We start from the raw sequence: 26,459 nt of genomic DNA on the forward strand, positions 1-26,459 counted from the left end.
ACTATCTCCTAACTACCTGTCGAAGCTTTTCGTTCATGGCTTCTGAATCTTTATATTCGAACAATCCTAAGGAGTTTCCCCAAGGATCCGAAAACGTAGCCCATCTAACAGGAACTTCGACACGTTCAAAAATTTCAAAGTCTTCCACTTGTAAAACGTCCATCAATCGTTTTTTCTCATCATCGAGATCGACCACACCTAGGCGAAGAGGTCCGTTGCCAACAGCTGGGTCACCCTCAGCGACTTGCAGCCAACAGTTAGGAAGTAACTCCCATTCTGCGAATCCTTCATGTGGAGTGAAGTCAGCCTGACGATTCAACAGAGTTTCATAATACCTTTGACCATCTTCCATATTCGATACACGAACTTGAACTGTCATTTCATATATCATATGTAATTCTCCTTTACTTCATTTTGTTATCTATTAAAAACGTTCTTAACGAGTCAGAGGTTTCATAACAGATTTTTTTATTTTTCGTACAAATGATTTCTTTTTTAGAATCATAAAGAAGTGTTGCTTTTATTTGTTCTCTACTGTATTCTTTAGACTCTTTTGATGTTTTTATGTTCAAAGAATAATCTGGATTGAGAAGATGTATCTTGACCCTTTTCATTGAACCGAGGGAGTTTGAAAAAAGTTCAGGATTCAATACCGTTAAAGTTTCATTTTTCTTAAGGTCCTTGACAATTACATGGTCAATTAAACCAAATCTTGTTTTAAAGGCTTGATTAATCTGAACCTCAACATGTGAACGTAATGGCGAAGAATCAACACAACCACTAAGAAACAAAATAAATAACATACATAGTAGTAAGTATATAGCTTTCATGGAAACTAAGATCCTTTACTTCTTTTGCTGATAAATGATAACAATAACTTTTTTTCGATGTCAGAAAGGTTTTCACTTAAACGAGCTGCAGCTATCGGAATCATCCAGCGATTTAAAGCTTTAGAAGAGAACTGGTAATGTCTAGTATAACTTTTTCTATAATACATAGCTAAAAATTTTCGGACATATAAAATAGTTATAAAATTTAGAAAAGATGTGCGGTCTTTTAACCCGCCGTAACGCAAGATGAGGAGGGTACGAGCTAAGTCTGCCATAGGATTGCCACTTGTAGCATCACACCAATCTATAATTACAGCTTCGTCTTTTGTAATTAAGATATTATCAGGATGAAAATCACCATGACATATACATTTACCAAGGGGGAGTTCTTCTAATTCTTTGATAATTCTTTTCTTGTCGTTCTCATTCAATTCTTTTACTGACATAATCTTTTGTTTTAAAACTTCAAATTGAGAGGGAAGAGTAGATAATTTCTTATCGTGAACACTTACTTGAAGAGCAGCCATCCTTTTTAAATGATGAAGTGTTTTTTTAGGTTGAGAACTTAATAGGCTCGTTAGCGTGGTTCCCTCGACCCTTCTATATATCAAGGCTCTTTTCCCAGAAATCGGTTTACTCCATCTTACTTCGGGAACTGAAAGCCCTGATTGAAGAATGATTTTATTGATCGTATACTCATGCTCAATAAAATCACCAGATACGTGATCATGAAAAAGCTTTACAACTTCGGTTGGAGAAAAAATCATGACTTGCGCGGTACTTCCTTCACCAATTATTTGCTTGTGCTCCAAATTATTTAACTCCTCTGCTGAAAATCTTTATATGGATAATTTTAACACATTAAAAAGAGATAAAATGTACGAATATTTTGTTTGACTGACTGGTCATAACCCGAGTATACTAACTATTGTTAATTATGACTATGTGGTCATATGATATGAGTTATAAGAGTATCTATAACTTGTAAGAAACTGAAGCACGCTGCCTTCCCTTAAAAAGGAGTCTTTGGAGTAGAAGTACGGGCAATACTTAATTATGTGAAGCATTTAGTTGATGAAGGAAAAGGACCAATTTAAAAGCTTGGGCGAGTGAAGACTTACGTCCAGCTTATAGGGAGAAAGATGAACATGGAAACAACACAAAAGCCATTAAATACAAAATTGATATTGGCTGGTTTGATTATTGGCATGTTTTTTAGTGCCTTGGAACAAACCATTGTTGGTACTGCAATGCCAACAATTATTGCTGATCTAAACGGGTTTTCTATCTTTGCTTGGGTAACCACAGCCTATTTGATCACATCAACTACTGTAGTACCAATCGTAGGTAAACTTTCTGATCTTTACGGACGAAGAAAACTATATTTATTAGGGAATTTAATATTTATAGTAGGTTCTGCACTATGTGGAACAGCAAACTCTATGGAAGAACTCATCATTTATCGTGGGTTACAGGGAATCGGTGGAGGAATGATCATGCCTCTATCCCAAACGATCATCGGTGATATCTTTACAGCTGAACAACGTGCAAAATGGCAAGGTGTATTTGGTGCGATCTATGGATTAAGTTCAGTGATCGGTCCTTTTATTGGGGGGCTCATGGTTGATCATATTAGCTGGCACTGGATTTTCTTGATTAATGTACCATTTGGAATCATTTCTACAGCAATGATCGTGATGGGTATGAAGAATGAATCGATCAGGGCAGCGACAGGTAAAGTAAATATCGATTACTTCGGTATTTTCACACTGATACCAGCCGTTGTATTGCTTTTATTAGGACTTACATTTGGTGGAGATAAGTTTGAATGGCTATCTTCCACAAGCTATTTACTGTTTGGTGGGGTAATCGTTCTGTTAGCATTATTTATCACGATTGAAAAACGTGCTGTAGAACCTATCTTAAATCTGTCACTCTTTAAGAATAGAGTGTTTGCAACTACGAATATTTTAGGGTTTTTGCTTGGTTTAGGAATGTTTGGAGCCATTATGTTCGTTCCGATGTACATGCAAGGAATTTTAGGTGTGAGTCCGACAAAAGCAGGATCGACGATGACTCCTATGATGATTGCGCTCATCACTGCAAGCATTATTGGTGGCCGTTTGTTATTAAAGCTTACATTTAGAACAGTACTAACATCTGGCATGGTGATCACAGCAATTGGGTTCCTTTTAATGAGTACGATGGATGTAGATTCCAATGAATTTACGGCATATGCTTACATGGTTATTCTCGGTTTTGGTATGGGTCTAGTTATGCCAACGCTGATGATTGCTGTACAAAACGAGTTCCCAAAATCTCAGCTCGGAGAAGTAACATCTGCTTCTACTTTCTTTCGTTCGATTGGAGGAACCATTGGAATTACGATCTTAAATGCAGTCATGAACCATTCACTTACAGATAAGATAAGTGAAGCAGCAAGTGGCGCTTCAAACCCGGTTCTTGGAAAAGCGCTAGAAGAGATAGGGAAGAAAACAGATGCCATGTTTGGTATCTTGATCAATCCAGATTTGCTGCCACTTCCGACTGAGTTAAAAACACCTGTCATTGAAACGATTAAAGACGTTTGGTCAACTTCCTTCTCTAGCGTATTCTTAACAGGACTTATCTTTATCGGAATTGGAATTTTTGTTGCTTTATCGGTAGGGAACAGTCGTATCAAGAAAGAACCAGTCGACCAAAACACGGATCGTAAGGAAATTTCATCAAATCAGGCAGTTACAGAATAAATAACAAAGAGCTGATCTAAGATCAGCTCTTTTCATTATCATTCCAATCATTTCTGCTTACCGTTGCTTATTCACCATCATATCTAAAAGTACAGAATCGGTTGTACTTGATGTTTCAGCACCTAATCTGCAGAAATTCTCTATCGTCTTTTCAACATCCTCTTCAATAAAACCGTTTGTAGAGGGGATACACAATCCGTTCGATGCTAAAACAGCCGATTGAACAGCGGCACTTGAACATGTTGCAACTTTCATAGCGCATCCGGCTTTTGCTCCGTCACAAACCATTCCACTAACATTGCCTAATGTATTCTGTATAGCAGCTTTCATCTTATCTAAGTTGTCATCCAGCAAGTAGGTGATCGCAGCAGATGCACTAGCACCGGCGACAGTCACACCACATAGTGCAGACAAACGGCCGAATTTTGATTTCATATGAATCGAAAGAAGGTGACTCAATGTTACAGCTCGTAACATCTTTTCGTCTGTTACACCTAATTTTTCTGCAGCAGCCACAACAGGCATCGTTACAGCGATTCCTTGATTCCCACTGCCGGAATTCGCCATTACCGGCATTGTAGAACCAGCCATTCGTGCGTCAGACCCTGCAGCAGATAGCGCCATACTATACGTAGCTAAATCATCTGAAAGAATGCCCTTTTTTGTTTGGTCATACAACGTTTTACCCACTCGTAAACCATAATCATTCGAAAGACCTTCTTTGCAGATCGCAGAATTCAACTCGACACTTCGTTTAACAAGATTCAATCGATGAAGTGGAACTTCGGTAATGAACGTATAAAGGTCTTCAATGGTTAACTCAGTATTTTCAGTTTTATTAGAGTTAGAGGATGAATCAGGTCTTGATTCATCTACTAACACTCTTCCGTTTTGAGAGATAAAGCTTATGTTCGTATGGTCTCCCGAGATCACAACGATCGCTTCCTCTGATGAAGTTTTTACTCCGACTTCTATGAATAACTTTTCAGGACCATCTGCGGTTGCAACCGAAACCATTCCGTTCTGAACGAAACGAACCGCTATTTCTTCCTCATTAACCGTAACGCCTTCGAGTACTTGAAGACCTTTTTCAGGATCTCCTGCAATCATACCGAGAGCCGCTGTAAAATCGATACCTGTATGATTCATGCCGGGAATCCCTACAGATAAAGCATTCTTGATAACATTGCCGCTCGCTTTAACAGAGATCGAAGTTACCGGTTCGCTTATATATTTTTTGGCAGTAGCAGAAGCGAGAGCAATCGCAACAGGTTCAGTGCACCCGAGTGCCACAACGAGTTCTTTTTCCAGAAGTCTACAAATGTTTTCGTTGATCATAGGTTTAACCTCTTCCCTTAAAGTTTCTCTTCCTTAACAATAACGGTTAATTTAAACAAAAAGAAGAGGAAAGTCTTATCAATTATTAAAGTGTTCATTAAAAAGGTGTTAAAAAAATATGCAGGTCTTTAGCATGAAGTCGATATAAAGAGTGAAGGAAGAACACCATGCTTATTTCCTAAATAATATCAAAAAGCAATGATATATGAGCCTAAAGAACAGCATTCGTTTAAGTATCTGCCATAATTTAGAGAGAAAACACTTTTTATTTAAAAGTAAAGTGGGTGAAAAGGAACTTTTTTGAAATTCTGTTCAAAATCACTAGGCACTGTCATAAATAATAATTATTATAAATGAGTAAGATCTAACACCTTTGTAGGGAGTTTTTTATAATGGATTCCAAATTGACAAAATATCAAATCATGCTCGAAAAAAAGATAACAAAACAAATTCAGGATTGGAAGAATACTGAATTTCCAATCTCTCATCAAGAGCTTTATCAATTCTTGCATACGATCACAGGTACAGCAGGTACGATATCGCTCCAAGAAATTTCGAAAGCCGCAACAGACCTAATGAACCAGTTGAATCACGAACAAAAAAGCTGGAGTTCCATAGAAGCTGCACATTATTTATCTCCAGTGACAAATTTAATTGCTGCTAATCAAAAGACCCTTACCGTGAAATTATCTTCTGAATTTCCTTCAAGCACAGATCAATGTGATAAGCCCCTTCTTCTAATTGTAGATCAAGATGTACCTTATCTCATATACAGTAAAGAAAAATTAGAGAACCACGGCTATGCTGTAGTCGTATCTCCAACCATTGAAAAAGCACTTTCGATGTTCTATGACCTAAACCCAGATTGTCTGATCGTTAATCCTTTCAGTTCAGAGGGTGATGGGTATGATTTTATCAAACAAGTTCGAGAAACCGTTGCTTTTGAACTTATTCCGATCGTTGTCATCAGTTCTTCTGACGAAAAAGAGAAGCGAATAACCGCTTATCAACAAGGGGCTGATGATTACTTCCTAAAATCATTAGATTGGGATGAGTATGTAGCGAGAATCGATCGACAAGTGAAGAGAAGAAAAATTGTCAAAGACACGCTTATGAAAGATGAATTAACGAAAGTGTACAACCGGAAATTTCTAAAAGAGGCCTATCAACGAATGTCATCTGAGCATTTGAGACACAAGGATATCTTCTCCATGATTATGATTGACGTTGATTTCTTCAAGAAAATAAATGATACATATGGTCATTCTGCTGGCGATCACGTGTTGGTTAAGTTTGCCGAATTTCTTAGCACACATCTACGGACTCAGGATGTAGTTGTAAGGTATGGGGGAGAGGAATTCATTCTTCTTATGCCATATACGAAGCTTGAAGAAGCAGAACAGACTGCTTGTCGACTTTTAGAAAATTTGAGTCAGAACGTTTTTGTTTATGAAGAGCATTCTTTCCTCGTTTCCTTTTCTGCAGGAGTTTATGAAGTAAATAATCCTGTTTCATTAGCAGAAGCAGTTCGCACTGCAGATCGTGCACTGTATGTAGCTAAAGAAAACGGAAGAGGCAGGGTTGAAACGGCAAGCACTCAAGAAAATCTTAACCGCCGACTTCGTGTAGCAGTTATAGATGACTCAGAAGTCATTCGTAAAATGCTAGAAAGCTTTTTTACCGATCTTGAGGTTGAAAATTATGAGCTTGAGATAAAAACATATCAAGATGGTATTTCATTCTTTGCAGATGAATGGCACCAGTCAAACGATGAATATTTGATCATCTTAGATGGTGTCTTACCAAAGATGGATGGAATCGAAGTATTAACGAAGCTTCGTAAATATCCAGATACAAACCAATACAAAATTTTAATGCTCACAGGAAGAAAAGCCGAGGGTGACATCGTTCGGGCTCTGCATTTAGGTGCGGATGACTATTTAACAAAACCTTTTAGTATTCGTGAGTTAGAGGCAAGAATTAAAGTGTTAGTGCAAAGGGGGAAATGATGCTGTCACAGGAAATTTTTCTCTTAGTAATCATCGCATGTATTTTATTGAGTGTGTTAACAAGTATGTTCTTATATTTACTCATTAAAAAGACCGTAGAGATTTCTAAAGAAAAGCAGATCACTAATTATAAAAATCAAGTCCATCAAACGATCTACGATTATTTGTATCGTGATCAAAAGTCTCGGCTATTAGTACCAGATTCTACGATAAAATTTACTACGATCGAACGTATTTTAACCGAATATTCAACAGTTATTGAGGGAGAGGGTAAGGGGCGGATCTCTTCATTAGCAGATGAAATTTTTCACGAAAGATATGAAATTATCTTAAATCAAAACAACTGGAGCAGAAGGATGAATGTCCTTTATAAGGTCGATGGTTTTAAGATGGGGTCTCTTTCAGAAGTGCTTAAGAGGAAGTTGAGAGATCAAAACACTTCAAAAGAAGAAAAACTTATTATTTTCCGTTGTTTAGCGAATAACCAAGAATGCACACTCTCTCAGTTGTTTCAGTCAGTTTCAGCCATATTCTCAGTATTAGAATACAGAAGTATCTTAAATAGGGTGGAAGATGAGTTGTTCACAAAGTTGGTGGACGACTATTGTCATTATCCTGAGCGATTAAAGTTAGCCATCATTGATATGATTGGAATTCAAAAGAAATTAGACCTCGTTGCCTTTTTAGAAAACCAGTTGGATGATGAGCGATTTGAAATTCGTATCCGGTCGATGAAAGCGATTGGAGAAGTTGGCTTTTTATCTGACTCTGAAGTCATAGGGAGTTTCGCGAAATCAGATAGATGGGAAGAACGATTGATGGCAGCCAAGGTGATCGGCAAGACACGAGCCTTAAACGGTCTGGAAATTCTTGAAGCTCTAATAAAAGATTCATCGTGGAGAGTACGAGCCGAAGCTGCCAAGTCATTTTTAAGTTACAACGACGGTCTTGAACGTTTGTATGATATTCGTTTTACGAGTGATGATCCTTTTGCCAGAGACATGGCATCAGAATGGATTGAGAGAGGAATTGAAGATGGTTACAGTTATTAGTCAGTTATGGCTCGAACTTGTTCGTGTTTTTGGCTGGTTTATTTTGTTTTATATGTCAGGCGTTGTAGTTTTTTATGGGTTTCTATTTATTCTAGCTGCATTTCAATTGAAGAGGGAAGAAAAGATTGATTCTTATGAGCGATATGAAGACTATATGGATGCGAGTTACACAAAACCAGTTTCTATTATCGTACCTGCTTATAACGAGGAGCTTGGGATCAAAGGAAGTGTGCGTTCTCTCTTGAGCATCAATTATCCAGAGTTTGAAGTGATCGTTGTCAATGATGGGTCTAGAGATGCGACTGTAGAAACAGTTATTGAACATTTCCAAATGAAAAAGGTGAAGAAAGTTATTCAGACAAGACTTGAGACGATGACCATTAAAGGTGTATACCAATCAGTTATCTATCCGAATCTATGGCTTGTAGATAAGATGAACGGAGGAAAAGCAGATGCACTGAACGCAGGACTCAATGTTTCCAACTATCCTTATTTTTGTTCATTGGATGGTGATTCAGTTCTTGAAAGAGATGCTTTCCTTAAAGTAATGAAACCGATCATCGACTCGGATGAGACTGTGATTGCATCAGGTGGAAGTATTCGAATTGCTAACGGATGTGATATTCATGAGGGGCAAGTTGAAAGAATCGGTCTATCGAAGAACCCAATCGTTATCATGCAGGTTATTGAATACTTGAGAGCGTTTTTAATGGGGCGAATCGGACTCAGCCGTTATAACTGGCTGCTGATCATCTCAGGAGCTTTCGGTGTGTTCTCAAAAAAATGGGTGATTGAAGCAGGTGGCTATAAGCGAGATACGGTAGGAGAAGATATGGAGCTTGTGGTACGTCTTCAAAAGCTAATCAAAGATAAAAAAGAGAAGAAAAAAATCATTTATGTACCAGATCCAGTCTGTTGGACAGAGGCACCCGACGATCTTAAATATCTTCATAGACAAAGAAATCGGTGGCATAGAGGCTTGTTTGACAGTCTTTGGATTCACAAGTCCATGCTTTTTAATCCAAAGTATGGCTCGATCGGAATGGTCTCGCTGCCGTATTTCTGGATCATTGAACTGGCCGGCCCTGTCGTAGAGTTATGTGGCTACTTGTTTGTGGTTCTCTCCTTTTTTCTTGGAGGAATCTATATTGAGATGGCATTGCTATTTTTTCTATTGTCAGTCCTAATCGGTTCCCTTTCTTCTATGGGAGCAGTGATCTTGGAGGAATGGAGTCTTCGTAAATACCCGAAAGTATCGGACATCGTAAAACTATTTGTTTATTCACTAACAGAAACGCTTTGGTATCGTCCATTAACTGTAATTTGGCGTTGTCAAGGATTGGTTCAAGCGATTCGTGGTAAAAAGTCATGGGGAGAAATGAAAAGAAAAGGTGTATCCGGGGGAATCTCACAATGAATTCACAACAAAAATCAAGGAAACGTTTCTTTTTTCTTTTTATTCTGCTCATCATCGGATTGATCACTTCACCGTTTTGGATGTGGTGGATTAAACAAGACAACATCCTGGACGTGGCAATCGTAGATAAAACGATAAAAGAAGATTCCTTTAGAGAACATAGTGGTTTAGTTTGGACGTTAAACCATTTAAAGATCGTAAATAAGAAAGAAGAAGCCTACCAAGAGGATAAGCATTTTAGCAGGTCTGTGCCAACGTTTAATAAAGGTAAAGAGCCAGATATCCTTTATGTGGCTGATAGCTATGGTGTTGAAGTGCTGAACCAAGAAAACAAACCGAGTGTCAAAGGTGGTCTGACACCTAGTGAAGTTGAGAAAGTCAGACGTACTGTGATGTCTGGAAAAACGGACCTCATCGCGGAATTTAATACGTTTGCGAGTCCAACCGGTAAAGAAGCACGAGAAGGAATATCAGAACTGTTAAATGTAGAATGGTCCGGATGGATCGGCAGGTACTTTTCAGATCTTAACGGCAAAGAAGTTCCTAGCTGGGTGAAGAGAAACTATAAAGATCGTTACGGAAAGTGGACGTTTAAGAGTGGCGGCATGTTGTTCGTGCATGAAAAAGGCGAGATGGTTATTTTAGAGAATAAAGACATGAAGAAAAAAGGAGCACAGTTTTCTTTCACTAAAGAAGGAAAGAAAACTTTTGGGCTTGATGCATCTGTTCCTTATCATTATTGGTTCGATATTATTAAGCCAATCAATAGCCAGGAAGTTATGGCAAATTACGAATTGAGTCTAACGGATGCGGGGAAAAGGAAGATTCAGAAACACCATATTCCTCTGATGTTCCCAGCCATTATACAGCATCAGAATGGAACGTATAAAGCTACTTACTTCGCTGGAGATTATGCCGATCAAGCAGAACTTCCTGAGTTGTACCAAACATGGGGCATCAGTTTTGTTAAACAGAAATTTGCTCTAGATGATGGTCAAGGAAGTACGTTTTATTGGAAGGTGTATCTGCCCTTAATGAAATCTCTTTTGCACAACGAGCAGAGTGTTAAGAAACCAGTTTCAATCGTTCAAGTCCAAGAAAGTAACGGCATTAAGATTAACGCAAAGGCATCAGGTGATTATTTACAAATTCTTGAGAACGGAAAATGGAGAAACTTCTTAATAAAAGGAGTGAACATGGGAATTGCAAAACCAGGAAGCTTCCCAGGCGAGACAGCCATCTCTAAAAATGAATATTTCCGGTGGTTTAAACGAATCGGAGAGATGAACGCAAATGCTATTCGTGTTTATACGATTCATCCGCCAGGTTTTTATGAAGCGTTTTATGAATATAATAAGATCGCTAAAAAGCCGTTGTACCTTTTTCATGGTGTATGGGTGAATGAGGATCAGCTGAAGGTAAAACAAGATGTCTATGCGCCAGAAGTAACCGAATCATTTAAGAAAGAAATCAAACATGTCGTGGATATTGTTCACGGTCAAGCTGTTATCCCAAAACTGCCAGGACATGCGGGCGGAGAGTATAAGAACGATATTTCTCCTTACGTTTTAGGCTTTATTCTAGGTGTAGAATGGGACCCGGAAGTCGTGGTTTCGACGAACGAGAAGCATCAATCGAAAAACCGCATCGATGGCCAATACTTTTCTAGCTCGAATGCCTCTCCTTTTGAGAATTGGCTTGCATCTATGTTGAACTATGCAACAGATTATGAAACAAAAACGTACCAGTGGCAGCATGCAATGAGTCATGTGAACTGGGTAACGACAGATACATTGAAACACCCTGCGGAACCTTTTGAGAAAGAGGATAAAGTAGCTGTAGATCCAAATAGCCTGAAACCACAAAGTGCGTTTAAGTCAGGTTATTTTGCATCCTATCATGTATATCCATACTATCCCGATTTCTTAAACTATGAGAAAAAGTATTTAGAGTATGTGGACCATCGTGGAAAGAAGAACAATTATGCAGGTTATTTACACGATTTAAGGAAAGTTCATGATATGCCAGTCGTCGTTGCTGAATTTGGTGTGCCAAGTTCAAGAGGAATCACGCATGAGAACGCATTTGGCTGGAACCAAGGCCACCATTCCGAAGAGGATCAAGGAAATTATAACACGAGGCTGTTTGAAGATATCGTTGAAGAACAGATGGCTGGAGGTATGGTATTTACATGGCAGGATGAATGGTTCAAACGTACGTGGAACACGATGGACTTTGACAACCCGGACAGACGGCCGTTTTGGTCTAATGCTCAGACGAATGAACAACAGTTTGGATTGTTATCTTTTGATCCGGAATCTCCTATACAAGTAGATGGTGAAGTGGAGGACTGGGTAGATCTAGCACCTTTTCAAAAAAGCAGTTCTACAGGCGACGATTTAAAAACTTTATTTGTCACGAGTGACAACCGATATGTATATATGCGGCTGGATTATAACAGCAAGGTAGATTCAGAGAGTTTGAACACAACGATATTAATAGATACCATTCGTAATCAAGGTCAGCTGTCATCACCGGACGGAGTAGTTAAATTAGATGCTGGTGCCGAGTTTGCAATAAATCTTACGAATGTGAAAAATTCTAGAATACTAGTTGATAGTTATTACGACAGCAATTATTACATGTACGGACATGAACTAAAGATGATTGAGAAAAAAAGTTATGCCAATCAAAAAAATAATGGAATCTATCATCCAATAGAAATGGCTTTAAACAAAGAACTAACCATACCAAGTACGAAAGAAGTTATTCCGTTTCAGTCGTTTGAAACAGGTAAACTGCGTTTTGGCAATGGAAATCCTGAAGATAAAGACTATGATTCTCTTACAGATGTTAGCGTGAACGAGAAAGAAGGGGTTATAGAGATAAGAATTCCTTGGCTACTTCTTAATGTGAAAGATCCTAGTTTGCATGAAGTGATGGGAGATATGTGGAAAGGTACGTTATCTGCAAGTGAAAAAACAGAAGGTTTTGCTATTGGTGCTTACACGTATAAAGCAAACGGAGTTGTTAGTGACTCCCTTCCACAATCAAAAGAGGGTATGATTTCACTTCAAAATGTAAGAAAGTATATGTGGAATGAATGGGATGAACCTGTCTATCAGGAACGACTAAAACAATCTTATTATGAACTCCAGAAAACGTTTGGAAATGTAAAAGAAGCGGGGGAATGATTCATGGCAAGAATTCTTTTAGCAGAGGATGAAGAAATTCTGCGCATGCTTGTTCTAGATACACTTGAAGATGAAGGTTATGAGATCGATGAGGCGACGGACGGACAAGAAGCATATGAGAGGTTATCGATGAATGACTATGACCTTGTCATTTTAGACTATATGATGCCGCGTATGACAGGACTTGAAGTTGTTGAAAAAACGAGAAATGATCTAAACAAAAAGAACATGAAAATGATGATTCTTTCAGCAAAAAATCAACAAGCAGATCGTGAAAGGATGAAGGAAGCAGGTGCTGATTTCTTTATGTCAAAGCCTTTTAGCCCTCAGCAGCTTCTTAAAACGATAGGGGAGATCTTGGGTGCGTAACTATTTTAAAAGGAGCTTGGGTAGGAAAGTAATCCTGATTAATCTTGTTTTTGTTTTCCTGCTCCTAGCAGGAATGGTCTCCCTGAGACTCTATCATGTAAATCTGACCGAATCACTTGATAAACAGATCTCAGCAAAACAGAGCAAATTGAACTTTGTTGAGAATATGCGAGAGAATTTAAACTCAGTAATGTTTGATTCAAGGGGTTATTTTGCTTTTGGAACAGATACATTCTTAGAAAATATTGAAAAGAAAGAAATGCTGATCAATAAAGACCTAACAACGTTTAATAAGGTATATCGATCTGATGAAGATAATGCCTTATCGAGTGAGATTAAAAAGTTTACCGAAAGTTATTTTAATAAAATGCTGCCTCGTGCCATTCAATACAAAAGAGAAGGACAACTCGACGAACTTGTGAATATGTCAAAGGAAGGAGGAACAAAACAGGTAAACGATGTGCTTCAATCATTAAATAGCTTTGAGGCAGATGTCCAAAAAGAGATTGATTCTATTTATGAAGAAAAAGATGAGAAGACAAGTACGAGTCAGTGGATCTACTTTTCTTTTTTAACGTTTATGGTGCTCGTGTTCATCTTTCTTATTCGATTGATGATGAAACAATTTGGAGGACCTCTTAGGGATATTGCAAATGTATCATCCCAAATTACGAATGGCCTCTATGTTACCGATGTTCCACATACGAAAAGACTGGATGAGATCGGTTTACTCTCACAAGCCTTTGAGAAGATGATTCGTAGCACTCAGGATAATGAACAAGAATTAATTGCTCAGAATGAAGAACTTGCAGCTCAGCAGGATGAATTAAACGAGCAACAAGAAAAGCTTCGTGAAGCTTTATCGACCACAGAGCAGAATGAAAAAATGCTTCTCCGAATGAATTCTTTTATTCATTCAATCTCTAATACACTTGATAAGGATCATCTATTAAAGAGCATCATTTCTAATATGGTTGAAATCACCTATTCAAGTAAAGGATTAATCTGGGTGATTGATGGGAATAAAACCGCATCTGTAGGTCTAACAGAAAGTGAACAAATTCAATTTAAACAACATTTTCCTGACTCTGGGATGTTTGTGAAATTAAAAGAGAGTAGCTTATCACATCAAGTGATGAGAGATACTTCAACATCAGAAAAAGGGTACGTGGAAGAACTGTATAAATCAGGAGATCTGTATATTCCTATTTTTTCAGGAAAACGTGAGATTATGGCCGTTTTGGTCGTAACTCGAATAGGATCAACTTATTCATGTGATGAAGTAACAGAGTACCAAGGTCTCGCACGCCAGGTCGCTCTTTCGCTTGAAAAGATCATGTTGTATGAAGATAGTGAGAAACAGCGAGTAACGATGAAAAATGTAATGAACAGCATTCACGAAGGCATACAGCTAATCGATAACGAAGGAAACATCGTCTCTGCCAATCAAAAATTCTGTGAGTTTATGAGCTGTAACCAACCGGACCAATTGACTAACATGAAATTTGAGGAATGGACTCGCCGGTTAAAAGGAAGAGTTCAAGAAGCTCGTGAACTTCTGGCATTTATTCAGAATGCTGTTCATGAAAAGAACGATGTTGGCATTTCACATGTGTTTGAGTTAGATGGTGAAGTAAAGCGTGTCATTCAGATATATTCCGAAAGTCTCATCCAAAACGATACAAAATTAGGTACCGTTATCGTATATCGTGACATTACAAAAGAATACGAAGTGGATCAGATGAAGTCGGAGTTTGTTACAACGGTAAGTCACGAGCTTCGAACCCCGTTATCTAGCGTTCTAGGGTTTACGGAGTTGATGCTCACACGAGAGTTAAAACCAGAGCGTCAAAAGAAGTATTTAACAACGATCCACCAAGAGGCGTTCAGGCTGACTTCACTCATAAACGATTTTTTGGATGTGCAAAAGATGGAGAGTGGAAACCAGGAATTTGATAAAAAGTATCACTCAATCTTGCCGATCATTCAAGATGTTATAGACGTTCAAAAAGTAAGTAGTGATAAACACATGTTTGATATGGATATCCAAACCGAAAAGTTATCTGTGTTCGGAGATCGAGATAAGTTATCACAAGTGTTTATGAACTTAATATCGAATGCGATAAAATATTCACCTGAGGGTGGCAAAGTTTTGGTAAGACTCTACCATACCGATAAACATCTCATCATAGATGTTAAGGATGAGGGGCTTGGCATTCCGCAGTCGGCAATAGGCGATCTGTTTACGAAGTTCTATAGAGTGGATAACTCTGATCGGAGGAAAATTGGTGGTACTGGTCTTGGTCTTGCTATCGTTAAAGAAATTGTAAAAGTGCATGGAGGTCAAATTTCGGTCGCGTCAACATTAGGTCAGGGAAGTACGTTTACAGTAAAGTTTCCTGTCATAGAAGATGTATACGTGAATGCCTCGATAACGATGGATAAAGGGCAGAAAGCTGATATTATCATTATTGAAGATGATAGGCATCTTGCAGGACTCATTACCGAAGAGTTGATCGAACGAGGCTTTCAGATCGCACAGTTTAACAAAGGTGAAGAAGCTTTGATCATGATCGAGAAATTAAAGCCGGAAGCGATTATATTAGACATTCTTCTTGAAGGGGAGATGGATGGCTGGCAAGTGATTCAAACACTTAAAGCGAATGACAACACGAAAGATATCCCAATATTCATTTCAACAGCACTTGATGAGAAGCAGCGAGGACTTAACCTAGGTGCTGCAGGGTACTTGATCAAACCATATCAACCAAGCCAGTTAACTTCGTCTATTCTTCAAGTTTTGCTGAACAAAGAGAAGAACGGACATATTTTGGTGCCAGAAGAAAATAATATGAATCTAAATTGAAGTAAAAGCCTGCAAAACGTTTGCAGGCTTTTAAATTGAACGTGATTTATATTTTGCTTCTCTTTCAATAAAACCCTGTTTAACATCTATCCATTCTTCTTTTGTAATAGAATACAAAACGGCATTCCGAATATATCCATTAGTAAGTATGCGTTCATTCCTTATTACACCTTCTTTTATTGCACCTAATCGTTCAATTGCTTTTTGCGAGCGTTCGTTTCGCTCATCTGTTTTAAATTGTACACGAATAAAGTTTAAGGTTTCAAAGCAATACGTGAGAAGTAGTTGCTTACAAGATGAATTAACAAATGTACGCTGATAATCCTTCCCATACCAGGTTGAGCCTAACTCACAGGTTCGTTGAGTAAAATCTATTTCGTAAAGACGAGTAGTACCAGCGATGTGATGGTTTTTCTTGTTAACAATAGTAAAAGGAAGGGCTAATCCTGCTTCACGAAGTTGTATCGCATTATTAACCCATGTATCCATTTCCTGCTGAGTTTGTATAATTGATAACATATAGTGCCAGTGATCTGAATGATTAATCTGATAAAGGGATACGGAGTGTTCATTTTCCATAGGAACTAACTGAATTACATCGTTTTCTAATGTCGGAGGAGATTTAAATAGTATTGGTTTCTTCATGTTTTCATCCTTTAAATGGTTATTTATGTTAACATTTATTAAAAACAAATCGCTGAGGTGAAACGATGGAGTTCTTTATATTCATTATTTTAGTCGTATTTTTGTTCGATGCTGCAAAAATCCGAAAACAAAATGAGACGGTTATTTTGCAGAATGAAAAAATGATCGCACTACTAGAAGAGATAAAGAATAAATGAATTACTCTTCTTTATAAAGGTTAAAAAATTGATAATGATCTTTGCCCGTAATCTTTAATACGAGTTTTTTGTTTTCTTTTAGCCTGTTAATCTCCCCACCAAAAGTTACGGTTATTTGGTTTGGAAACTGATTCATCGAAAAGGTATACTCACCAATCTCTGTTTGCTTTTTTTCTTGACCATAGGCTGTACTAAGTGTGAATGTTAGTTCTTTCGGTAGACTGTTTTTACCTTCAATATGTGTTAGCTTTAGTTGATTTGTTTTATCAATAGAAAACAACGCTTGCCAGTAATCATTTTCTCCAGAATAAATGATTCCATCATTTTTGGATGTTGGTCCCTTGGTACTTGAAGTTGGAGCTGAATCTTTAAAGAAGATCGTTAAAACAGAAACAAAACCTATTAATAAAACAGCAGCTAAAATAAGCTTCTTTTTCATCCTCCACCGTTCCTCTCATCCACTACATAACAGTTTATTCTTTGTTTAATGGTGAATTCCTTGTTTCAATTAACTCTAAGAATGGAGGTGGATGCGTGAAAATCAGAAAGTACGAAAGTGAAGATTTTCAGGCTGCTCTTGAGTACTGTTTACCACCACAACAAGCATTATATACGTCCATGCCTGTTGAGGTCCTTAAAACGTTTCAATGTGATATCTTCAATCAGCCTTTTGTCGTTTACGCTGACCAACAACTTGTAGGTTGGTTTGCTTTATATACAGATGGTTCTGGCAATATGTATACGAATAATAAGCAGGCCATTCTATTAAAATCATTTTCGATCGATGCTAGGTTTCAAAAGAGAGGATTTGCGCTAGACTCTCTACAATTACTACCGAAACTCGTGAAGGAGCATTACAAGGATAAGAGTGAGATCATATTGACCGTTCATGAAACAAACCATGCAGCGATATCTCTTTATAGAAAAGCGGGATTCATCCATAAAGGTGAAAACTATCATGGGGAATATGGCATAGAGATGATTTTTCATATGAGTCTTTAGACCTTTACAAAGTCTTAACCAAACCTTAACACCACTCCTTAGTAAAAATTGTAATAATTTCTATACATAGACAAAAGGGGTGGCAAGTTTGAATAAGTTTTTTCAACAAATGCGTTCGCAGATTAAGAGTGAAAAGATTTCTGAACAACTGAAACGAATTACATCACAGAAATTAAAGCTTCATCTACAGACAAAGCTATTATTGATGATGCTCTCGTTATTTATCTTAACCATTTCAATCGTAGGTCTTTTTAGTTATTACAAGGCATCTGAAACTACGAAGACGATTATTGAAAATCGTTTAGAACGTGAAACAGAAACTACATATGACATTGCAAAAAATCTTAAATTTAGTTTTATAAGAGATGAAGAAATGTTTAATAAGCGTGTGGCTGAAAGTATCAATTCACAATATGTAGGCCTTCAGCAAGATGATATGAAAGCAACTATTTTCTTATTACAAAATGGTACGATGGTTCCTTATAAGACGAGCGGTAAAGAGACAGTTGCTTTATCCTCAGGCAGTATGAAGAAAATAAGTGAACTAGAAAATGGTGTTCTTCACACGCATATTCAAGATAAGCCGTATACACTAGCCATTAAGCAGATTCAAGAGCTCAATGGTATCTACGTGATAGCTGTTGAAACAGAAAGCTATTTGCAATCTGTATATGAACTCCGAAATTTTATAACTGTTGCTGTAATCATTAGTATTCTTGTAACTGCATTAGTAATTATCTTCGTTATCAGAAGCATTACTTCACCGTTATCAGCGCTCAACCAAGTTATGAAACGTGTTCAAAAAGGTGATTTTCAATATAATGTGGATTATCATTCAAGACATATTGAGATTCAAAGACTCATTGATAGCTTTAACCAGATGATGATGTTTATTAGAAATATACATGATCAGATTCAGCAAATATCTGGAGAACTAACTGTTCAAGGCGATAAACTTGAACATACATACAGTGAGGCTAACCAATATAATGAACAACTTGTAAAAAAGATAGAGAATGTGATGATAGGTGCGAAAGAAACGGCAATAAGTTCAGAGCATAGTGTGCGACTATTCACAGAAATGCAGGAAAAAGTGAGTGATTTGAACAAAACGGTGATGACTGTAATGGATGAGTTTTTATCTATGAATCATAATGCCGTTTCAGGTCAAGAAAAAGTGGGGAAGTTAGTTGGTGAGATTCACGATAATCATGACCGTTTTGTGCAATTAAACAAAATCATTGATGAGATGGGCACATACTCAAGCCACTCCCAAAATGTCATCTCTACAATTAAAGAGATTTCTGAACAAACAAAACTGCTAGCATTAAACGCTCGAATCGAAGCGGCTAGAGCAGGAGATGCAGGAAGAGGTTTTGCCGTAGTTGCTGATGAGGTAGGAAAATTAGCAGACCAATCGAGTAAAGCGGCGGCAGATATTATTGCAACAGTAAATCAAATGAACCAAACTGCTTTACAAGCGATTCGTGAGTCACGCCTTCTTGGGGAAGCGAATCTATCACATGTGCAAAAGGTGAAGGATACGACTGAATTCATTCAATATCTAATGAATTCAGTAGTAGAGAACAATGAAAAAATGGGTGAGATGAGTGTAGCTCTGCAACAGTTAAAAGTGGCATTGCCTGAAATCGAAGCGGCAGCTATTCAATTTTCAAGCATTTCTCAAGAAACTTTAGCAAGTTCAGAAGAGATGTCTGTAACTTCCACAAAACAGAATGAAAAGATTAAACAGGCTTATCTCGTTGGAGCGACGTTATCGAGCCTGTCACATCAATTAACTCAAGAAAGTCAGTATAAGCGTGTAAGTGAAGGCAAAGAAACAGCATAATTGAGGAAAGTGACGGGGGAATCCGTCACTTTTTTTGGTTCAATACCTTTTTATATCACACTTTAAGCTCCTACTTCCAAAGATCTTTCAGCATGTACGAGTTTTTTATAAAGCGTTTCTCCTTGCATCAGTTCAAGGTGTGTTCCGTGTTCCATGATACAACCTTTATCCATTACATATATGACATCTGCGTTCTGAATGGTTGAAAGTCTATGAGCAATAATAATGGTGGTTTTATTAGATCTTAGCTCATCAAAATTTGATTGAATCTGACGTTCCGTTTCAAGGTCCAATGCAGACGTGGCTTCGTCTAATAAAAGAATTTCAGGATTCGATAGGATAGCTCGGGCAAGTGCAATACGTTGTCTTTGTCCCCCGGATAAAGTGATGCCCCTTTCTCCAACCTCCGTATCATACTTTTCTGGCAGAGATTCAATATAATCATGTATATGTGCTGATTTACAAGCAGCAAACAATTTTTCATCCGAATAGCCTCGTCCAAACAAAATATTATTTTTTATAGTATCAGGAAAAAAATATGGTTCTTGTGAAACGAAACCTAGCTGTTTAACCCAATCTTGGTAATAAAGATCTTGTAAGGAATGACTATTTATTAAAATTGCTCCTTGACTAGGATGATAGAATCGTAGTAAAAGTTTTGCAATTGTGGATTTTCCCCCTCCACTCGTTCCTACGAAAGCAATCTTTTTTCCGGCAGTTATAGTGAAGGATAGTCCATCTAGTACTTTTTTAGTTGAATCCTCTTCATAGGAGAAAGATACATCCTGAAAAGTAATACTCTCTATTTTGTTTGAAAGAGACAGTTGCCCATCCTTCTCAATAGGTGCTTCCATAACCGACCGTAATCGATCTACGTTTACATAAAGATTAGAAAGTTCCATAGAGAATGTAAACAATCGATGAAGAGCATCCATCAATTGTCCAGTAAACTGAAAAACAATCACAAATGTTCCGATTGATAATGAACCTTGAATGACTTGATATCCGCCGTATCCTAACACAATTAAGGAAGCACCCCACTTTAGGGGTTCACTTACTAATAACTGTTTATTGTTAATTCTTGCTTGATTCATTGCAGCGTTGAAATACCGCTTGAAATATCGATTGTATTTTGAAGTTTCCCAGTCTATTCTGTTGTATGCTATTACTTCACGAGTGGAAGAGATACCTTCTTCAATATGGATAAGCAGATCAGTTCTTCGATTCTGTGCTTCCTGTCCTGCTTTTCTTATTAGAGGGGAAAAGAATCTTCCCATAAAAAAATATAGGATACTGAATACTAGGATAGAACCTAACATGATGGGTGATGATTGATAAATAATCACTGTTAACAAAAGGATGGTCATAAACAACTGTATTAAACGAGGAATGTGCCCACCAATTATTGCAGCAACCTGCATGACATCGTTAGAGAGATAATGTACATACTTTGTAGCGCGTTCATTATGAAACGTTTTTACGGGTATCCTTTGCATATAGCTCATAAAATCAGATGTTAGTTGGCTGATCATTTTTGCTTGAATGCGATGAAACGTATGTGGCGCTGCCGTGAACAATAAAGCATAAGTAACAAACGATATGGCAAATAAAAGTAAGATAGGGACAAGTCGGTCATAGTGTCCATTTATAAAAACATCGTCAATGATATATTTTTGTAGAGCTGTATTTGCAATGATAGAAATTGATTCTAATATAAGTAAAGTAAGAGAGAGGAAAAATAACCATTTAATCTTTTTTATGTAGTGAAACAACCATTTCATATTATTCATGAGATACCCCCAACTTTAATGGCTCGTGTTTCCTCTTGTCCTTCAACAAGGGAATAGAAGATTCCTCGCATTGCCATTAACTCCGAATAGGTTCCTTTTTCAGCAACCATACCACCTTCAAGTACAACGATTTGATCATAATCTTGTATCGTTGATAAACGATGTGCAACTGTGAACGTTGTTTTCCCTCTTAATAGTGTGTCTAGTGCTCTCTGTACTTCTACCTCACTTACATTATCTAGGGCAGATGTTGCCTCATCGAGAAGTATGATGCTAGGATTTTTCAAAAACATGCGGGCTATAGAGATACGCTGTTTCTGTCCACCTGATAGCTTGATGCCTCGTTCACCTATCAGCGTATCGTACCCATTTTCCAACTTCATAATAAATTCGTGAGCGTAAGCTGCTTTGGCAGCCGCAACGACCTGTTGCTCTGTTGCTTCAGGATCTCCAAAACGAATATTTTCTTTAACGCTTGTACCGAATAAGTAAGTTTCTTGAAAAACATATCCGATCGATTCTCGTATTTGAGATAGCTCTAATTCTTTTAAAGACACACCATCAAGTAGAATTTCACCTTTGATAGGGTCATAGAATCGTCCCAATAATTTTAGTAGGGTGGATTTCCCATTCCCACTCGTTCCTACAAAAGCAATTCGCTGTCCAGATTGAACTGTTAAATGAAAACCTTTTAAGATCTCACCTGAAGTAGGATAACTGAAATGTACATTGCAAAAGTCTATATTTCCCTTAACATTTAGAAGGTGTAAGGGATGAGGTTGTTCCTTTATCTCTGGTTCAATTTTTGTCATTTGATAGATTTTATCAACCTGAAACATCAAGATTCTTTGCTCAGTTAAAGAGGTAACAACTGCCGTTAACCGATGCATAGCTGTAAAGTAATAGAGCAGAAAAGCTACAAACTCTCCAACACTCAGAGAATTGGACTGAACGAGAATCGATCCATAGATTAAGATTGCGATGGCTCCAGCATTATAAGAGAGCCTTCGGACTGTACCCCTGATATAAGCATAAAGAAATGCTTTGACCATACTTTTATTTAAAGTTTGTACATCTTGATTTAATCTTTCATACTCCCACTTTTCTGAAGAGTAAGCTCGAACTTCAATCAATGAACTGATTGTTTCATAGATTTTTTTGTTCAATGTAATTCGGTTGGTACTAAGCTCTTTGCTGAGAATAGATGCTTTTTGTTCAAACCGAGGACCGATCAGATAATAAAGGAGGAAAGATGGAATGATAATGAGAGCGAGTTTAACGTTCATCGTAAACAATATTGAAATTGCAATGATAGAAAAGATAGCTTCTTGAATCATAAACGGAATAAAATGTCGATACAGATTTTGGACGGCAGTAACTTCCGTATTCATTAAGGATAGCGTTTCTCCTATGGGGGTTCTTTCAAAGTGAGAAAATCCTAGTTTTCTAAGGTGAGAAAAAATCTTGAAGTGAATATCTCGTGAAGCTTTTTCTTGTACGATTCGTTGGAGGTTGTTTCTAACAGTACTTAGGTAGATCATGATAACAACCAATCCAATTACTCCACATAATAGTGTTAAAAATAGTGTAGTATCCTTATTTGGAACAATCACATCGATAAAATACTGTATAAACTTTGGAATAATGAGTTCGATACCTGTGACGATAACGCTGGTTGTGATCATGAATAGAAATAGCCACTTATAGGGACGCAGGAAGGAAAGTGCCCAAAGATACACTTTAAACAAGTAAGAATTTGAGTGGGAAGACATAAATCAGCTCCTAACTATTTATTTCTTTCAATTGAGCGGAAGTTATATTCTACATCAAGTTTGTTACCGTTTCCATAACTATTTTAATTTCTTTTAGTGGTATACTTGGAAGTAATAATTTCACCAACACATTATACATACAACATAGATAAGGGAGGAATAAATCATGTTTAATAGTGAAGCTGAATTAGTTCTACCTGCAAAAGCATCTTTAGGTGAAGGACCGTGCTGGGACTCGGAACAAGGCGTCTTGTATTGGGTTAGCATTTTAGATAAAAAGGTAAACATCTACGATCCACGCTCCCACCAAAATCGAGAGATTCAACTAGATCAGATGGTAGGAACGGTTGTACCGAGGGAGTCAGATGGTGTAGTCGTAGCTCTTCAGAACGGATTCTTTTTTCTAGATCTTAACTCGGAAAAACTTACACCTATTGTTGACCCTGAACAAGAGCTTTCTGAGAATCGCTTTAACGATGGGAAGTGTGACCCGTTCGGTAGGTTTTGGGCAGGAACGATGAGTTTAAGTGAAGAAGCTGAAAAAGGCTCTCTTTATTGTTTAGATCACGATCTTCAAGTGGAAAAGAAGCGAGAAAATTTAACGATTTCGAATGGTTTGGCGTGGTCGCCTGATCAATCCTATATGTATCTAATTGATACACCAACGAAAAAAGTAACGAGATTCCAATATGATCTTCAAACGGGCCATATCCAAAATGCAACAGAAGTGATTTCCTTTCCAGAAGGAGTAGGTGCTCCAGATGGAATGACGATTGACGAAGAGGGCATGCTTTGGATCGCTCATTGGGGCGGTGCGCAAGTCTCCCGGTGGAACCCAGAAACAGGCGAACAGCTATATTCTATTCCCATCCCATCATTAAATGTTACATCATGCACGTTTGGCGGAGAAAATATGGACGAGTTGTATGTAACAACAGCTAGGAAAAATACAAGTGCAGAGAACCTAGAAAGATTTCCAGAAGCGGGCGGGTTGTTTAAAGTAAGACCAGGTGTGAAAGGAATACCATCATATTCTTTCAAAGGGTAAAGCAGGACAGCGTTATTAAACGCTGTTTTTTTTTGATTAACAAAAACTTGCAATCATCGTTCGTCGTCTAATAATAAGAGAGGGGGGATTGGTATGGAAAATATGTTAGTTGAAGTGATCACGGCTGAAGATAAAGAGCACATATTAAATGAAGCTATGAATGAGCACGGACAAGACTTGCTGCAGCTAGTTTATTCCTATGTGAACCATACAAGTGTTGCTGAAGATTTAACACAAGATATCTTTGTTAAGTGTTATAACGCATTGCATACATATAACGGAAAATCAAAATTTAAAACATGGCTATGGCGAATTGCCATTAACCATTGTAAAGACTTTTTGAAAAGTTGGTACAACAATAGAGTTATCCCCACAGAAGAAGAGCCTTCTTTTCATCGAACTGAGGTGGATGTAGTTGAGCATGAAGTCATTCAAAAAGAAGATGATGAGAACTTAATCCATGCAATTATGCAGTTGGAAATCAAATATAGAGAGGTTATTTATCTTTTTTATTACGAGGAGCTGTCTATTAAAGAGATCGCTTTAGTGACTGAAGTGAGTGACAATACAGTCAAAACAAGAATGCGCCGAGCTAAAGAACTATTGAAAATATGTTTGGAGGGTTAGGGATGGAGAACCGTTTAAAAAACTTAAAGAAAATCATGGACGAAAAAACCTTTTCACAAGTAAGGTTCACCGAAAAGCATCGCGAAATCATACAGAACAAATGGAGTAATCAAGAAGATAAGGAACAGATTGTATTAAATATTTTGCAGTTGTTGAACCAAGAAAAGACAGGTTATCAGTTAGCGAACTTACTTATTGCACGCGGGGTAAAACAATTTGATGACAATGAAGGATCTCTGTATATATTGTTGCACCGTTTAGAGAGTAAAGGAGTCGTTCAATCTGGATGGCTATCGAAAGAGAAAACCAAGTATTATCAGTTAACAAGTAAAGGGAAAAGATTATTGAAGCAAGCAGATCATAAGGAAAAACGGTCATCAGTCATTCTGCAGCAGTTGATAGGAGGAGTGGAATGGAAAATCGCAGACAGTCGTTTCTAAACGAAGTTACAAATCAGATTCGTTCAAAGGAAGCAAAAGCACAAGTTTCTGCTGAGTTGAATTACCATATGAAAGAAGCAAAAATCCGATGGGTAAATAAAGGATACTCTGAAGTGGATGCTGAACAAAAAGTGATTGAGCAAATGGGAAGTCCAATCACGCTAGGTATTCAGTTAAACAAGATTCATCGTCCAAGAATTGATTGGGTCTTGGTCGCGTTATTGACTTCTGTACTCTTACTAGGATTTTTACCTATACTCTCTTTGGGGTATGATAGCAATCATTACTTTTTAATGAGAAAGATCATATTGGTTGTCCTTGGCATGATTGTGGCTTTAGGTCTAATGTTTGTTGATTATCGGAAGTTAGTAAGGTGGGGATGGGTGTTTTATGGGGTAGGTACTGTGTTGCTGCTATCTTTGCTCTTCTTTTCTAGTGGTACGATTAATGGGAAGCCATTCTTATTAATCGGAGAGCTAACAATTGAAAGCATTGTTGCACTGCCATTCTTTATGGTTGCCTGGGCTTCTTTCTTTAATCGAGATACCTTTAAAGTCTATCAATTTATACTCTTATTCTTGGTTTCGCTATTATTATTCTTCATGATACCAAGTATCGCAACGACTTACTTGTATTTTGCCATGGTACTGTCCATGTTATGGTGGAGCAAATTTTCCAATCGGCAAAAAGGTGTTGTTTCAGGCATTACGGTAGGTTCATTATTATTAATTGGTATTTTCTCTTGGCAGTATCAACCGTATTATATAAAAGATAGAATGATAGGTTTTCTGAATCCTGGAAAAGTAGCTGATGGAGCAGGGTATCAGGTGCTGCAAATTCAGAAGTTAATATCTGGTGCAGGATGGTTCGGGGAAAATAAGAGTATTAAACAGTTCATACCTGAAGCACACACTGATTTTGCATTTGTAAGCATCACGTATCACTATGGCTGGATAGCAGCGATATTTCTTATACTCATCCTTTTATTTATACTTGCAAGAGTGGTTATCGCGACACAGCAAGTAAGAGATTACTTTGGAAAACTTCTGATCATTGGCAGCTTATCTTTATTACTTTTTCAAATGGTAAGTAATATCGGAATGGCGTTCGGATTTTTCCCTCTTACTAGCATGTCACTGCCGTTTATTAGTTACGGGTTGGTTCCCATTCTATTAAACGCTATCTTGATTGGAGTAGTGCTAAGTGTTTATCGAAGGAAAGATTTAAGCAGGTCAGCTCTTTAATAAATTTCTTTAGTGGCGTT

The 26,459-nt window shown here is 37.6% G+C and carries 22 protein-coding genes; 14 read left to right on the plus strand and 8 right to left on the minus strand.

Annotated features, from left to right (window positions below; all coding sequences use genetic code 11):
- Position 1 precedes the first annotated feature (1 nt).
- From HU823_RS12110 to HU823_RS12120, 3 genes are read right to left on the minus strand one after another with little or no spacing between them, the layout of a single operon-like run.
- Positions 2 to 391, minus strand: coding sequence for a VOC family protein (locus HU823_RS12110; protein WP_197222205.1), 390 nt, complete (start codon positions 389 to 391; stop codon positions 2 to 4).
- 13 nt (positions 392 to 404) lie between these two features.
- Entirely contained in the window at positions 405 to 830 is a 426-nt protein-coding gene (locus HU823_RS12115) for a hypothetical protein (protein WP_197222206.1), read from the minus strand.
- Between the two features lie 5 nt (positions 831 to 835).
- Positions 836 to 1,642 carry a phosphotransferase family protein gene (locus HU823_RS12120; protein ID WP_197222207.1) on the minus strand — a complete coding sequence of 269 codons (807 nt, stop codon included), beginning with the start codon at positions 1,640 to 1,642 and terminating at the stop codon, positions 836 to 838.
- A gap of 336 nt (positions 1,643 to 1,978) precedes the next feature.
- Here HU823_RS12120 and HU823_RS12125 point away from each other — a divergent pair, with 336 nt between their 5' ends.
- Positions 1,979 to 3,580 (plus strand): MDR family MFS transporter, encoded by a 1,602-nt coding sequence (locus tag HU823_RS12125; protein WP_197222208.1) that lies wholly within the window; start codon positions 1,979 to 1,981, stop codon positions 3,578 to 3,580.
- Between the two features lie 57 nt (positions 3,581 to 3,637).
- On the opposite strand, the gene HU823_RS12130 is transcribed toward HU823_RS12125, so the two are convergent.
- The gene (locus tag HU823_RS12130) at positions 3,638 to 4,918 is read right to left on the minus strand and encodes a serine dehydratase subunit alpha family protein (protein ID WP_197222209.1); all 1,281 of its coding nucleotides are present in this window, start codon (positions 4,916 to 4,918) and stop codon (positions 3,638 to 3,640) included.
- A 392-nt stretch (positions 4,919 to 5,310) separates the two neighbouring features.
- Here HU823_RS12130 and HU823_RS12135 point away from each other — a divergent pair, with 392 nt between their 5' ends.
- From HU823_RS12135 to HU823_RS12160, 6 genes are read left to right on the plus strand one after another with little or no spacing between them, the layout of a single operon-like run.
- Positions 5,311 to 6,927 (plus strand): GGDEF domain-containing response regulator, encoded by a 1,617-nt coding sequence (locus HU823_RS12135; protein WP_197222210.1) that lies wholly within the window; start codon positions 5,311 to 5,313, stop codon positions 6,925 to 6,927.
- A complete protein-coding gene (locus tag HU823_RS12140) occupies positions 6,924 to 7,979 on the plus strand; it encodes a HEAT repeat domain-containing protein (protein WP_197222211.1) in 1,056 nt (351 codons plus the stop codon). The genes HU823_RS12135 and HU823_RS12140 overlap by 4 nt, the downstream gene beginning before the upstream one ends.
- On the plus strand, positions 7,963 to 9,396 hold the full coding sequence (locus tag HU823_RS12145) for a glycosyltransferase family 2 protein (RefSeq protein ID WP_144702116.1): 1,434 nt from the start codon (positions 7,963 to 7,965) through the stop codon (positions 9,394 to 9,396). Before HU823_RS12140 ends, HU823_RS12145 begins: the two co-directional genes overlap by 17 nt.
- Positions 9,393 to 12,590 (plus strand): hypothetical protein, encoded by a 3,198-nt coding sequence (locus HU823_RS12150; protein WP_197222212.1) that lies wholly within the window; start codon positions 9,393 to 9,395, stop codon positions 12,588 to 12,590. Before HU823_RS12145 ends, HU823_RS12150 begins: the two co-directional genes overlap by 4 nt.
- A gap of 3 nt (positions 12,591 to 12,593) precedes the next feature.
- Positions 12,594 to 12,959: a response regulator gene (locus HU823_RS12155; RefSeq protein ID WP_197222213.1), complete on the plus strand. Its 366-nt coding sequence runs from the start codon at positions 12,594 to 12,596 to the stop codon at positions 12,957 to 12,959.
- 16 nt (positions 12,960 to 12,975) lie between these two features.
- Positions 12,976 to 15,825 (plus strand): ATP-binding protein, encoded by a 2,850-nt coding sequence (locus HU823_RS12160; RefSeq protein ID WP_197222214.1) that lies wholly within the window; start codon positions 12,976 to 12,978, stop codon positions 15,823 to 15,825.
- 30 nt (positions 15,826 to 15,855) lie between these two features.
- Here HU823_RS12160 and HU823_RS12165 read toward each other — a convergent pair whose 3' ends face one another.
- Positions 15,856 to 16,470, minus strand: coding sequence for a GNAT family N-acetyltransferase (locus tag HU823_RS12165; protein ID WP_197222215.1), 615 nt, complete (start codon positions 16,468 to 16,470; stop codon positions 15,856 to 15,858).
- A gap of 65 nt (positions 16,471 to 16,535) precedes the next feature.
- Here HU823_RS12165 and HU823_RS22145 point away from each other — a divergent pair, with 65 nt between their 5' ends.
- On the plus strand, positions 16,536 to 16,667 hold the full coding sequence (locus HU823_RS22145) for a hypothetical protein (protein WP_255548969.1): 132 nt from the start codon (positions 16,536 to 16,538) through the stop codon (positions 16,665 to 16,667).
- Between the two features lies 1 nt (position 16,668).
- Here the strand turns inward: HU823_RS22145 and HU823_RS12170 are convergent, their stop codons facing one another.
- Positions 16,669 to 17,106 (minus strand): hypothetical protein, encoded by a 438-nt coding sequence (locus tag HU823_RS12170; protein ID WP_197222216.1) that lies wholly within the window; start codon positions 17,104 to 17,106, stop codon positions 16,669 to 16,671.
- Between the two features lie 95 nt (positions 17,107 to 17,201).
- Here HU823_RS12170 and HU823_RS12175 point away from each other — a divergent pair, with 95 nt between their 5' ends.
- Both HU823_RS12175 and HU823_RS12180 read left to right on the plus strand, forming a co-directional pair.
- Positions 17,202 to 17,669, plus strand: coding sequence for a GNAT family N-acetyltransferase (locus HU823_RS12175; RefSeq protein ID WP_370630068.1), 468 nt, complete (start codon positions 17,202 to 17,204; stop codon positions 17,667 to 17,669).
- A gap of 88 nt (positions 17,670 to 17,757) precedes the next feature.
- Positions 17,758 to 19,518, plus strand: coding sequence for a methyl-accepting chemotaxis protein (locus tag HU823_RS12180; RefSeq protein WP_197222217.1), 1,761 nt, complete (start codon positions 17,758 to 17,760; stop codon positions 19,516 to 19,518).
- 62 nt (positions 19,519 to 19,580) lie between these two features.
- Here the strand turns inward: HU823_RS12180 and HU823_RS12185 are convergent, their stop codons facing one another.
- Both HU823_RS12185 and HU823_RS12190 read right to left on the minus strand, forming a co-directional pair.
- Positions 19,581 to 21,308 carry an ABC transporter ATP-binding protein gene (locus tag HU823_RS12185; RefSeq protein ID WP_197222218.1) on the minus strand — a complete coding sequence of 576 codons (1,728 nt, stop codon included), beginning with the start codon at positions 21,306 to 21,308 and terminating at the stop codon, positions 19,581 to 19,583.
- Positions 21,305 to 22,993, minus strand: a complete 1,689-nt coding sequence (locus HU823_RS12190; RefSeq protein WP_197222219.1) for an ABC transporter ATP-binding protein — start codon at positions 22,991 to 22,993, stop codon at positions 21,305 to 21,307. The genes HU823_RS12185 and HU823_RS12190 overlap by 4 nt, the downstream gene beginning before the upstream one ends.
- Positions 22,994 to 23,246: 253 nt before the next feature.
- Here HU823_RS12190 and HU823_RS12195 point away from each other — a divergent pair, with 253 nt between their 5' ends.
- The 4 genes from HU823_RS12195 to HU823_RS12210 all read left to right on the plus strand — a co-directional run bounded on the left by HU823_RS12195 (position 23,247) and on the right by HU823_RS12210 (position 26,439).
- Positions 23,247 to 24,128: an SMP-30/gluconolactonase/LRE family protein gene (locus tag HU823_RS12195; RefSeq protein WP_197222220.1), complete on the plus strand. Its 882-nt coding sequence runs from the start codon at positions 23,247 to 23,249 to the stop codon at positions 24,126 to 24,128.
- 93 nt (positions 24,129 to 24,221) lie between these two features.
- Complete coding sequence (locus tag HU823_RS12200) at positions 24,222 to 24,755, plus strand: sigma-70 family RNA polymerase sigma factor (RefSeq protein ID WP_197222221.1); 534 nt, start codon at positions 24,222 to 24,224, stop codon at positions 24,753 to 24,755.
- Positions 24,756 to 24,757: 2 nt separating this feature from the next.
- Positions 24,758 to 25,195: a PadR family transcriptional regulator gene (locus HU823_RS12205; RefSeq protein WP_197222222.1), complete on the plus strand. Its 438-nt coding sequence runs from the start codon at positions 24,758 to 24,760 to the stop codon at positions 25,193 to 25,195.
- Positions 25,168 to 26,439 (plus strand): FtsW/RodA/SpoVE family cell cycle protein, encoded by a 1,272-nt coding sequence (locus tag HU823_RS12210; RefSeq protein WP_197222223.1) that lies wholly within the window; start codon positions 25,168 to 25,170, stop codon positions 26,437 to 26,439. The genes HU823_RS12205 and HU823_RS12210 overlap by 28 nt, the downstream gene beginning before the upstream one ends.
- Positions 26,440 to 26,459 lie beyond the last annotated feature (20 nt).

Source organism: Fictibacillus sp. 18YEL24, from assembly GCF_015903855.1.
GTDB lineage: Bacteria > Bacillota > Bacilli > Bacillales > Fictibacillaceae > Fictibacillus > Fictibacillus phosphorivorans_C.